11 protein-coding genes and 1 pseudogene are annotated in these 12,210 nt (G+C 47.9%); 11 read left to right on the top strand and 1 reads right to left on the bottom strand.

What is annotated here, in order from left to right:
* Positions 1–485 precede the first annotated feature (485 nt).
* The 3 genes from Q0V82_RS15260 (at position 486) to Q0V82_RS15250 (ending at position 3,275) form a co-directional block, all read left to right on the top strand.
* Positions 486–971 carry a transposase gene (locus Q0V82_RS15260; RefSeq protein WP_297577089.1) on the top strand — a complete coding sequence of 162 codons (486 nt, stop codon included), beginning with the start codon at positions 486–488 and terminating at the stop codon, positions 969–971.
* 393 nt (positions 972–1,364) lie between these two features.
* Entirely contained in the window at positions 1,365–2,450 is a 1,086-nt protein-coding gene (locus Q0V82_RS15255) for a mechanosensitive ion channel family protein (protein WP_297577087.1), read from the top strand.
* 321 nt (positions 2,451–2,771) lie between these two features.
* The gene (locus tag Q0V82_RS15250; protein WP_221021461.1) at positions 2,772–3,275 is read left to right on the top strand and encodes a TerB family tellurite resistance protein; all 504 of its coding nucleotides are present in this window, start codon (positions 2,772–2,774) and stop codon (positions 3,273–3,275) included.
* 112 nt (positions 3,276–3,387) lie between these two features.
* On the opposite strand, the gene Q0V82_RS15245 is transcribed toward Q0V82_RS15250, so the two are convergent.
* Positions 3,388–3,579, bottom strand: a complete 192-nt coding sequence (locus tag Q0V82_RS15245; RefSeq protein ID WP_297577083.1) for a hypothetical protein — start codon at positions 3,577–3,579, stop codon at positions 3,388–3,390.
* A gap of 148 nt (positions 3,580–3,727) precedes the next feature.
* On the opposite strand from Q0V82_RS15245, the gene Q0V82_RS15240 reads away from it, so the two are divergent.
* The 8 genes and pseudogenes from Q0V82_RS15240 to Q0V82_RS15205 all read left to right on the top strand — a co-directional run.
* Entirely contained in the window at positions 3,728–5,359 is a 1,632-nt protein-coding gene (locus Q0V82_RS15240) for a sensor histidine kinase (protein ID WP_297577082.1), read from the top strand.
* Positions 5,360–5,560: 201 nt separating this feature from the next.
* The gene (locus tag Q0V82_RS15235) at positions 5,561–6,190 is read left to right on the top strand and encodes a glutathione S-transferase family protein (RefSeq protein ID WP_297577080.1); all 630 of its coding nucleotides are present in this window, start codon (positions 5,561–5,563) and stop codon (positions 6,188–6,190) included.
* Between the two features lie 113 nt (positions 6,191–6,303).
* Positions 6,304–7,317, top strand: coding sequence for a tRNA dihydrouridine synthase DusB (dusB, locus tag Q0V82_RS15230; RefSeq protein WP_297577078.1), 1,014 nt, complete (start codon positions 6,304–6,306; stop codon positions 7,315–7,317).
* 54 nt (positions 7,318–7,371) lie between these two features.
* On the top strand, positions 7,372–7,611 hold the full coding sequence (locus Q0V82_RS15225; RefSeq protein WP_173532493.1) for a helix-turn-helix domain-containing protein: 240 nt from the start codon (positions 7,372–7,374) through the stop codon (positions 7,609–7,611).
* Positions 7,612–7,656: 45 nt separating this feature from the next.
* Positions 7,657–9,219 (top strand): bifunctional phosphoribosylaminoimidazolecarboxamide formyltransferase/IMP cyclohydrolase, encoded by a 1,563-nt coding sequence (gene purH, locus Q0V82_RS15220; RefSeq protein ID WP_297577091.1) that lies wholly within the window; start codon positions 7,657–7,659, stop codon positions 9,217–9,219.
* Positions 9,220–9,364: 145 nt separating this feature from the next.
* Positions 9,365–9,916 carry a lipid IV(A) palmitoyltransferase PagP gene (gene pagP, locus Q0V82_RS15215; protein ID WP_297577074.1) on the top strand — a complete coding sequence of 184 codons (552 nt, stop codon included), beginning with the start codon at positions 9,365–9,367 and terminating at the stop codon, positions 9,914–9,916.
* A 23-nt stretch (positions 9,917–9,939) separates the two neighbouring features.
* Positions 9,940–11,214, top strand: coding sequence for a phosphoribosylamine--glycine ligase (purD, locus tag Q0V82_RS15210; RefSeq protein ID WP_288841863.1), 1,275 nt, complete (start codon positions 9,940–9,942; stop codon positions 11,212–11,214).
* Between the two features lie 284 nt (positions 11,215–11,498).
* Positions 11,499–12,210: pseudogene (locus Q0V82_RS15205) on the top strand (hypothetical protein); the annotation flags it as partial.

Below are 12,210 nucleotides of genomic sequence, written 5' to 3'. Positions count from 1 at the left end.
GTTCGTAAGTCGCAATGATCTTTAACTCGTAAGCCGCAATCGATCCGAATCGATGTAATCGTAGGGGGCAATGAGCGTTAGCGAATTGCACCGGCTTTTGCGTCAATTGCATCGATCTGTATGCAAATTGCAAAATGGGTGAATTGAATCGTGTGCTGTGGTTGCTCCACGATTGCTCGGCGCAATTCGCTTTGCTCATTGACGCCCTACGTTTGGCGTTACTTTTACGGATGGTTCGTAAGTCGCAATGAGCTTTAACTCGTAAGCCGCAATCGATCCGAATCGATGTAATCGTAGGGGGCAATGAGCGTTAGCGAATTGCACCGGCTTTTGCGTCAATTGCATCGATCTGTATGCAAATTGCAAAATGGGTGAATTGAATCGTGTGCTGTGGTTGCTCCACGATTGCTCGGCGCAATTCGCTTTGCTCATTGTCGCCCTACGTTTGCGATTGCTTTTACGGATGGGGTGGCGATACTGCGTGCATGCCTAATTATCGCCGCACATGGCTACCGGGTGGGACGTGGTTTTTTACTGTGACCTTGCTGGAACGCCACAACAATTTTTTATTGGTGCAACACATCGATCTGCTGCGTGAGGCGGTGGCCTATACGCGGCAGAGACATCCATTTCAAATTCATGCGTGGGTGGTGTTGCCTGATCATCTGCACTGCATTCTTGAATTACCCGCCGGAGATACAGATTTCTCATTGCGTTGGCGATTGATTAAAGCCTATTTCTCTCGCAACCTACCCACCGATGAATGGCGAAATCCCGCTCGCGTGCGTCGTGGTGAGCGTGGCATTTGGCAGCGGCGCTTCTGGGAGCATTTGATCCGAGATGAGCGGGATTTTCAGAATCACATGGATTACATTCATTTCAATCCGGTTAAACATGGCTTGGTTGCCAATGTGCAAGACTGGCCATATTCGACCTTTCACGCCTTGGTGACGCAATCGAGTCACTCGTAAGTCGCAATCTATCCGAATCCGATGCCATCGTAGGGGGCAATGAGCGTTAGCGAATTGCACCGGCTTTGCGTCAATTGCACCGATCTGCATGCAAATTGCACAATGGGTGAATTGAATTGTGTGTTGTGGTGGCTCGACGGGTGCTCGGCGCAATTCGCTTTGCTCATTGGCGCCCTACGCTGTGATACAAAAACCACCCGATTGATTCGGGCGGTGTTGGCCGTGGTTTTGGGTGGAAATCCGTGGGCGTTGGGCAATCATCATTTATATTGATGCGGCGAGAGGGTGGTAATTTGGCGCAGACATGGCTGGTGTGTAATGCCAAAGTACGCTCCTTTGTCGCTGAGCATGTCGCGGCGCTTGATTTAAATTGACTATATAAGGAACCCGCCGGTGGACACTTGGTTTACGCAACTTAAAACGCTGTTGTTTGACACGCCCGAAGTCTATCGCGTGCTATTGGCCATTTTGGTGATTGTTACGGTGAATGCCTTGCTGGCGTATGCGCTGCGTCAAGTGACGCGGTTGGCGCAAAAATCCAATACCCGCTGGGACGATGTGCTAGTGCATGCTGCCCGTCCGGCTTTGCGTAGTTTGGTTTGGGTGTTGGGGATTAGCTATATTTTGACGCTGATTCCACAGTATTTGCATGTCAATCTCGTCGGTTTAACGTCGCCATTACGCAGTGTCGGGGTGACGCTGTGCTTGGCTTGGTTCTTATTTCGCTTGATTGCTTTGACCAGCCAAAGCTTTTTGAGTGATCGCTATGAGCGCGGCGAAAGTGTTGATTCGACGACGGTGGATGCCTTATCTAAACTGGGGCGGTTAATCGTCGTGATTGCCACCGCGCTGAGCATTTTGCAGACGCTCGGTTTTAGTGTCTCAGGGGTGCTTGCGGCGGGTGGGATTGGTGGTTTGGCGGTGGGTTTTGCCGCCAAAGATTTGCTGGCCAATTTTTTTGGTGGCTTGACGATTTATTTGGATCGACCGTTTAGCGTGGGTGAATGGATCCGTTCGCCCGATAAACAGATTGAAGGCACGGTAGAAAAAATTTCTTGGCGGCATACGCGGATTCGCGGCTTTAATAAAAACCCGATTTACGTGCCGAATGCGATTTTTACCACCATCGTGGTCGAAAACCCTTCGCGTATGACGCATCGCCGCATTCGCGAAACCATCGGTCTGCGGTATGACGATATTGCCCAAGTGCATAGCATTGTCAGCCAGGTTAAAGAAATGCTACACGCTCATCCCGAAATTGATTCGACGCAAACCACCATCGTTAATTTCAATCAATTTGCCGCGTCATCGCTGGATATTATGTTGTACACCTTCACCAAAACCACCGACTGGGTGCGTTTTCATGCGGTGAAGCAAGATGTGTTATTGCAAATTGCGGCCATTATTGAGCAGCACCACGCGCAAATTGCCTTCCCGACGAGCACGATACATATTCAACAAGAGCCACCAGAAGCTTAAGCAGCCCGGTTGGGTGGCTCGCGTCCCACTGTCGCTATCGGCTTGGCGAGTTAGCTCGTCGCGCTTTCAGCTAAGCACGCCCTCGATATCACACAAAACCGCCCGATTGATTCAGGCGGTTTTTTTTCGCACAGTTTCAAGTTGCAGGCCAAAATTTCGGATGTATTGGTCTGAGGACTAAGGATTTTAAAAGCGGCATCCTAATACCTAATAAATTTGTTAAATAGATTGCGGCAGATGTGGAACTCATTGCAGAGCGCAAGGTCTGAATTGACTAGATCGTAGTACTCATTTGATTGATTTATAAAAAGGGGAATTGAGATGGGTTTGTTTGATATGTTCAAGAGCGACACTAGCACGACGATGAGTCCACATTTCGCTTTTGCGACTGGCCTTTTATACATGATGTCGGCTGATGGCGAGATGGATAACGAAGAAGTCGGCCATTTGTTGTCAGTATTGGGCGGCCAAAAATCAAGCAGTGGCGCGATTGGTGTTGGTGCGCAAAATAAACAGTTGCTTGACCGCGCTTTGGCGTATCGCCAAAAAAATTCGATTGATACGTTCTTGGCCGAAGCGACGCCGGTATTAACCGACGCGCAAAAAATGTGCATTTTGATGAATCTGCTCGATTCAGCATTCTCTGATGGCGAAGCTGAGCCAGAAGAACAAGCCTTGTTTGCCAAGATTCAGGCGGCATTTGGTGTGAGCGATGAGCGTTTTAAACCGTTTTTCCAAGTATTAATGGTGAAAAACGACCGCGCTGTGTTTGTAAATAAAGATCATCCAAGCAATCAAGCCGGCTATACCGTGCAACTGAATTGATGCCGGATTAGATCGCAAAAAAACCGCCAAATTATCGGCGGTTTTTTTACGCCTGCATTGGCCGATGCACCATACCTCATGCTCGCGGACGGGTTGATTTGGCGCAGTGCAGTCAGCGGCCAAGCAAGAGCGAAAGGCTGTTGTTAGCGATCAATGGGTCTGCTTCGCCAATCCATGTGCAATCAGTACTGGATATGAATATCTCGATGGATGATGGGGGCATGCGCTCATCTTGTGGCGCAGTGAGGCGCAGAAACGGCGGATCGGTGTTTTTTCTTGCTGTTTTCTTTTGTTTATATTGCATTTGCTTTTTAAATGAGTCAGCAAATGACCGGCAAATGCATGATACTGATGGTGATGGCTCGCCAGACGTGATGATTGTGCGACTTTGGGCCAAGTGGCTGTTGGGCAGCACAGTGCGGGCAAAATAATGGTTTGGCTGGAGTCAGAGGATGAGGCAAGAGACAAAGCAACAGTTTAAAAGACTAGAGTGGTCGGCGGTTTTGGCGCTGCTGTGTGCGGTGTTGGCGGCTATTTTTGTTTATCTTAGCTATGTCACTTTGGCTGAACGGCAAGCGGCGACTGATCGTCGCTATCAATCTTATTTATTGGCTGAGCAAACGCGTTTAAGTTCTGATCAATTAACGTTAATGGCCCGTGCTTATGCGGCAACGGGAAATACCAAGTTTTTGCAGTTTTATAATCAAATTCTTGAGATTAGAAATGGGATTCGCCCCAGACCAGAAAACTATCATCGGGTGTATTGGGATTTATTAATGCCCCATCAAGGCGTACCGCCTTTTCCGGATGGCCAAACGGTGAGTTTGCGGCAGTTATTAGATCAAAATGGATTTACTGAGCAAGAATTACTTCAATTGCGCGCCGCGCAAGCCAGCTCAGATCAATTGGCTGAGTTAGAAAGAAATGTATTTAAATTAGTGGCGCAAAATAAACCCAAAACGGAGGGCAATTATATTACGCCAGCGGCAGTGAGTCAGCTTTATGGTGAGGATTATTTTAAAGCTAAAAGTCAGATTATGTCGCGTATTAATGAGTTTTATTATTTGCAAGAGGTAAGAAATGCGACCAGTGTTGCTCGTGCGGCGACTAAAAATAATGTCATGATTAGTTTGGCTGTGTTGAGTTTTATTGGCTTGATTGTTAGCTCACTATTTAATTTTAGGGTAAGGGCTCGATTTTCCGAGCAATTTATTGGCGATCTACAAAACGAAGTGACCGAGCAAACGAATATTGTGATCGAAAAAAACCAAGAGCTAACGCATGCTTTTGATTTAATGGCCAAGGCGCAAAAAAATCTGATTGAAACAGAAAAAATGGCTTCCTTGGGCGCTTTAGTCGTTGGCGTGGCGCATGAAATTAATACCCCAGTTGGTATTTGCATCACGGCCACTAGCTATATGGAAGATGAGAATAATGAATTAAGTAAAATGGTGTCGGATCAATCCTTAAAGAAAAAATCGTTAGAAAATTATCTCGATAAATTTGACCAAAGTATTAAATTATCATTAAAAAATCTACATCGGATTGCTACGATTATTAATAATTTTAAAGAGGTTGCGGTGGATCAAGATGTGGATGTTTTTTCTTCGGTCGATTTAAAAGAAGATATTCAATACATGGTTGATGAAGTGGTGTTGAGTAATCAGTACAATCAAAATAAAATTACAATTGATGTGCATTGCGATGAACAATGGATTTGCCTGTGTTATCCCGGGGTTTTAATCAAGGTTTTAAGACAGTTACTTAAAAATGCCTTAATTCATGCTTTTGATACTGGCGATAATGGGCAGGTTGATGTGGTGGTGGCCAAAATAGAGAATTGCTATCAAATTAGCGTGCAAGATAATGGCAAAGGCATGCATGAGCTAGAGCAGCTCAAAATTTTTGATCCGTTTTATACCACCAAGCGCAATCAAGGCGGGATTGGTTTAGGTTTGCCGATTGTATTTAATTTGGTAACGCAAAAATTAGGCGGCTCGATTCGTTGTACTTCGGTGCTTGGGCAGGGCACGTGTTTTCAAATAAAAATTCCAGTTGAGGGAAAATCGGTCGATCTTACTTAAGTGCGGGTAGCAAGGTGTTATCACAAGGTGTTATCACCAGGCGTCCTAGCCGCAACCGTGCTGAGTACAGCTGGGCAAAGCGGTACTAGAAGACGAGCGCTTAAGGACTTTAGTGAGCGTTGCTTGTGGCAGGTGTGATTGAGGGCAGAGCCTGAATGATTGACTTCATTTGGGCTTTATTTATGGCGGATGGAGTTAGGTATGCAATTGGTGATTGGGAATAAAAACTACTCTTCATGGTCTTTGCGGCCGTGGCTGGGGATGAAAGTCGCAGGGATTAAATTTGACGAAGTGGCGCATGATTTGTATGCGCCCAATGCCTTGGTGGCGCGCTTGCAGTTCTCGCCTAGCGGCAAAGTGCCGGTTTTAATCGATGGTGATCTGCATATTTGGGATACCTTAGCGATTGCGGAATATTTGGCGGAACGTTATCCAGCGGCCAAATTATGGCCACAAGACATTGTAGCGCGCGCGTATGCGCGCTCGGTTTGTGCTGAGATGCATGCTGGATTTTCGGCCTTACGCACAATGTGTCCTATGGATGTGACTCAAAGGCACTCGGTGGTGATGAGTGATGCGCTGCAGGCGGATATTGATCGGGTATTGGCGATTTGGCATGATTGCCGCGCGCGCTTTGCTGGGCATGGCGAATTTTTGTTTGGGCATTTTTCTTGGGTGGATGCTTTTTTTGCACCGGTGGTGACGCGCTTTGTAACTTACGGAATTTCAGTGCCTGCACCGTTAGATTTATACATGAATGCAGTGCTAGCCTTGCCGCCAATGCAAGAATGGCGGATTGAGGCACGAGCAGAATTACGTCTTGCGGCATAGCTGGATTTGATCGGCAATTGGCGCTAAAAACAGCGGCTTTTTGCCGCTTTTTGTTGCCTATTTTTTAGGCACGATGTAGAATCCGCGCCTTCCCCTTGAATGATTTGAATGCCATGCAGATTGGCCCGTATCAGTTAAAAAATAATCTGATCGTTGCGCCCATGGCGGGAGTGACTGATCGTCCTTTTCGTCAATTGTGTAAACAGTTTGGCGCCGGGCATGCGGTCTCAGAAATGATGACCAGCGATGTGGCTTTGCGTTCAAGTCAAAAGTCTTTGCTGCGCGCTAATTTTGAAGGTGAACTGGCGCCGATTTCGGCGCAGATCGCCGGATCAGATCCCAAAATGCTGGCCGAAGCAGCGCGATTTCAAGTCGCCAATGGCGCGCAGATTGTGGATATCAATATGGGCTGCCCCGTCAAGAAGGTCTGCAATAAGTTGGCGGGTTCGGCTTTATTGCAAAACGAGCAATTGGTTGGCGATATTTTAGATGCCGTGGTCAATGCCGTTGATGTTCCTGTGACACTCAAAACGCGCTTGGGTTTTGCCAATGGCGCCGAAAACATTTTGCGCGTTGCTCAGTTGGCCGAGAACGCCGGGATTGCCGCATTGGCGATTCATGGCCGCACGCGCGAAGATATGTATCAAGGGCAGGCCAGATATGGATTGATTCGCGCAGTCAAAGAATCAATCTCGATTCCGGTGATTGCCAATGGCGATATTGATACTCCGGCCAAAGCGGCCTTGGTACTGAAAGAAACCGGGGCCGATGCGATTATGATTGGCCGTGCGGCACAAGGCCGACCTTGGTTATTTCGTGAAATTGCGCATTTTTTGGCGACCGGTGAAACCTTGCCGCCGCCCGAAGTGCTAGAAATTCATGGCGTATTGCTCGGGCATTTGGATGATTTGTATGCGTTTTATGGCGAATATTCCGGTTGCCGAATCGCGCGTAAGCACATTGCTTGGTATACCAAGGGTTTGCATGGCAGTAATGAATTTAGGCAAACGATGTATGCCGAGGAAACAACCGCTGGACAAGCGCTAGCGGTCGATACCTATTTAAAAAGCTTGCTCAATTTTGGCGAGCGACTGCAATACCGCAACACAGCGAACGAATCAGAATAGCGTAACAGCTGTGTGATGAAGACAATAACGAATACCGAAAAATCGGGAGATTGAATGACCACCCCCACCGACTTGATTGCAACGGCAATTAATGAATCGCTCGCGCAGTATTTTAATGACCTAGATGGTGAGCCGCCGAGTGCATTGTATGAAATGGTTTTGGCTCGCATGGAAAAACCGCTGTTGGTGAACGTGCTACAGCGCGTTGAAGGTAATCAATCGCGCGCTTCAGAAATGCTTGGCATTAATCGCAATACCTTGCGTAAAAAATTACAAGCCTACGATTTGTTATAAATCGACCCCGTGGGGTCTAGTTTCAATTCAAACAGAGGAAGCATGATGAGCAAAATTACCCGTGCCTTGATCAGCGTATCGGATAAAACTGGTGTATTAGCATTTGCCCAAGCCTTGCATCAGCAAGGCGTCGAGATTCTTTCGACCGGTGGCACCGCTAAATTATTCGCCGATCACGGTCTACCCGTGATTGAGGTGGCCGATTACACCGGCTTTCCTGAAATGCTCGATGGCCGCGTGAAGACCTTGCATCCAAAAATCCACGGTGGCATTTTAGGCCGTCGTGATTTAGACGCACATGTGGCCACCATGGGCGAGCATGGCATTGGTAATATTGATTTAGTTTGTGTGAATCTGTATCCGTTTGAAGCGACGATTGCCAAACCCGATTGCAGCTATGAAGACGCCATCGAAAACATCGACATCGGCGGCCCAGCCATGGTGCGTTCAGCCGCCAAAAACCACGCGCACGTGGCGATTGTCACTGATGCGGCTGACTACGATTTATTGATCGAAGAAATGCAAGCTAACACTGGCGCACTGACGTTGGCAACGCGCAAAAACTTGGCGAAAAAAGCCTTTAGCCATACCGCAGCGTATGACGGCGCGATTTCAAATTACCTGACGGCATTGACTACCGACGGTGAAAAAGCGCTTTACCCAACGCGCTTAAACTTGCAGTTTGAAAAAGTGCAAGACATGCGTTACGGCGAAAATCCACATCAATCAGCGGCGTTTTACCGTGATTTGGATCCAGCCGCAGGCAGCTTGGCCAATTACAAGCAATACCAAGGTAAAGAATTGTCGTACAACAATATCGCTGATTCGGATGCTGCGTGGGAATGCGTCAAGCAATTTGCTGAACCTGCATGTGTGATTGTTAAACACGCCAACCCTTGCGGCGTTGCCATAGGTAAAGACAGCTATAGCGCCTACCGCCTAGCCTTAGCGACCGATACCACCAGTGCCTTCGGTGGCATTATTGCCTTCAATAAAACCGTGGATGCCGATACGATTGAAGCAGTTTCGACGCAATTCTTGGAAGTATTGATTGCACCGTCGTACACAGCGGAAGCATTGGTCTTGATCGCCAAAAAACAAAACGTTCGCGTTTTGGAAATCGCCATTGAAAGCGGTGAAAACCGTTTTGATTTGAAGCGTGTTGGCGGTGGTTTGTTGGTGCAAACACCCGATGTGCATGCCTTGATGTTGGCCGATCTGAAAGTCGTGACCAAGTTGCAACCGACGCCAGAACAATTGAAAGATTTGTTGTTCGCGTGGAATGTGGCCAAGTTTGTTAAATCAAACGCGATTGTGTTCTGCAAAGGCGGCCAAACTCTGGGCGTTGGCGCTGGCCAAATGAGCCGTGTGGATTCAACTAAAATTGCCGCGATTAAAGCGCGTAATGCCGGTCTTGAATTACGCGGTTCGGTCGCAGCGTCAGATGCGTTCTTCCCATTCCGTGATGGGGTGGATGTGATTGCCGAAAACGGCGTGGCAGCGATTATTCAACCGGGTGGCAGTTTGCGCGATGAAGAAGTGATTGCGGCGGCTGATGAACATGGCATCGCAATGGTGATGACTGGCATTCGTCATTTCCGTCATTAATTGAGTGCGACCTCGGTGGTGCTCAGGCGCTACCGAGGTGATAGACATAAAAAAATACTAATAATAAAAACCAATTAACGAACCAATAGAGTTCGTATTTCACGGGAAGATGAATACATTTCTAACTATACGAATTATTAAAACAATGACATTAAAAAAAATATGGGCAATGTGTATCGGGCTATTGTTGGCGGCCAATGTATCAGCAGCAGACTGTGCCGATTGGTGGCTGTTTGATAAGGCCTGCAGCAATATTAGTGGTATTTGGAATGAAGGCGAAACCGGATTATTGCTCTCTGGCTACGCTTGGCATAATCGCAGCACCTATGATCGAGATAAAATCGATAACTATAACGAATTGGCGTATGGCGGCGGCCTTAGCTTGTATCGCAGCTTACCCAATAATAATGAAGAAATGATTTATGCGATGATGTTTTCTGATTCGCATAGCAAGCCTGAGACCCATATCGGCTATGCCTATATGTGGTACTGGAATGTCTTAGGACCACTTAAAGCGGGTGCGGGTTTGACTGCGGGTTTGTTCTCGCGCAGTGATATCGGCAGTTATGTCCCGTTGCCTTTTGCTTTGCCTTTAGTTGCTCTGAAATATGACAAGGTCAATCTGTATGCGACTTATATTCCAGGTGGTAGTAATAATGGCAATGTGTTGTTTATATTTTCCCGCTTTGATTACTAATCAGCGCTTGGAGTAAGAAAGAAATGAATATCCTCGTCATTGGCTCAGGTGGCCGTGAACATGCATTAGCTTGGAAATTAGCCCAATCTGAGCGCTCGACTAAAGTTTTTGTCGCGCCAGGTAATGCAGGGACTGCACTCGAAAAAAATCTCACCAATGTCGCAATCACCGCTATTTCAGAATTGATTGAATTTGCCAAAGCGGAAAACATCCAGCTAACCGTCGTCGGCCCAGAAGCGCCGTTGTCGCAAGGGATTGTGGATGCGTTTCGTTTGGCTGGGCTGAAGATTTTTGGCCCAACGCAAGCGGGCGCTCAGCTCGAATCATCTAAAGATTTTGCCAAAGCCTTTATGCAGCGTCATGGCATTCCAACTGCCGATTACCAAACCTTTGCCGATGCCGCCGCAGCGCACGCCTATATCGACGCCAAAGGCGCGCCGATTGTCATTAAGGCTGATGGCTTAGCTGCAGGTAAAGGCGTCGTGGTTGCGATGGATTTGCTTGAGGCTCACGCGGCGGTGGATGCGATGTTGTCAGACAATCAATTTGGCGACGCTGGTGCTCGCGTGGTGATTGAAGAATTCCTCACCGGCGAAGAAGCCAGCTTTATCGTGATGGTCGATGGTAAAAACGTATTGGCGATGGCCTCCAGCCAAGATCATAAACGTTTGCTTGACGGCGATTTAGGCCCGAATACGGGCGGCATGGGCGCGTATAGCCCAGCCCCAGTGGTCACGCCAGAAATCAACGCGCGTGCAATGCGTGAAGTCATCTTGCCAACGGTGCAAGGCATGGCCAAAGACGGCATCGAATACACTGGGTTTTTGTACGCCGGTTTGATGGTGAGCCCAGATGGTTCACTCAAAACGCTGGAATTTAACTGCCGCTTTGGTGATCCAGAAACGCAGCCGATTATGCTGCGCTTGAAGTCAGACTTTGTGACTTTATGCGAGCACGGTGTGAATGGCACGCTGGATCAAGTGGAATGCGAATGGGATCGTCGGGTGGCTTTGGGCGTGGTGATGGCTGCGGCCAATTACCCAGAAACCCCGCGCAAAGGCGATGTGATTACCGGTTTACCGAGTGATTTAGAAGACGGTCATGTGTTCCATGCCGGTACTACGCTCAATGCAGCGGGTGAGCCAATCACCAGTGGCGGCCGTGTGTTGTGTGTTACCGCATTTGGTGAAAACTACAAAATGGCGCAAAAACGCGCGTATGAAATTTTGGCCGATATTCATTTTGATGGCGCGCAATATCGTAATGATATTGCTTGGCGAGCGATTAATCGTAAATAAAGCATTGTGATCCATACAAAGTAAAAAGCGGCCTTGGCCGCTTTTTTTATGGACTCATTTAAATACTGTTCTAATTTTGCCTAAAAAAGGCCACAAATGCGGAGTTTGTTTTTTTATCTTTTCACTTGGTTTAAGCTTTGTTTAAGGATTTTGATGTGAAAAATGTATTTGCATTACAAGCACTCCGATGTGTGAGTTGCTGGCGAAGATTAAACCAATGAAATTGAATTGCTGAGCCACGACTTGTATTGCCGCGGCTGGCAAAGATGACGACTGGAGTAGATATGACGTTTAAAATAAATTCACTCACAAGCCTGATTTCTTTAGCATTTGTAGTGCTGCCGAGTTGGGCTTATGCAGGGTGCTCCAATAGTGGCTTTTGTGGCCGGATTATTTATTTAGGTAAAACGGTCGACTCGAAACAGGCGGTATTTTTGTCGGCCACCAAAACGCCGGGTAAATACGATGTGAGCACTACCGCCGCTTTTGATCCTCATGGTGGCGGCGATTTGCCGGTTGATACCTGGAGCAAGAGCCGACCTGGCTTGCGTTTGACTGTCTCCAATTACCCTGAGGATTGGGGTGGAACGCATATCTTGTATGCGTATCCGGGCGAAAATTCTCAGCTCCATTCACGCCAATTTGTCGCCTCAGCCAATCAAAATCCAGGTGGGATTGTGTTCCCGCCAAACTTTAAGCCGCCAGTGATTAAGCCCCCCACTCGGCCACCAGTGGAAGGCATTACGCCAGAATTGCCAATGGGGGTGAAGCCACCGATTGGCACGCTGCCCGCTAAGCCGCCAGTAACGGGTGTGATGCCAGAATTGCCAATGGGGGTGAAGCCACCGATTGGCACGCTGCCAGCAAAACCGCCAGTAACGGGTGTGATGCCAGAATTGCCAATGGGGGTGAAGCCACCGATTGGCACGCTGCCCGCTAAGCCGCCAGTAACGGGTGTGATGCCAGAATTGCCAATGGGGGTGAAGCCACCGATTG

It is taken from the genome of uncultured Deefgea sp., from assembly GCF_947072475.1.
GTDB lineage: Bacteria > Pseudomonadota > Gammaproteobacteria > Burkholderiales > Chitinibacteraceae > Deefgea.
This window is presented reverse-complemented; position numbering and strand designations above follow the sequence as displayed.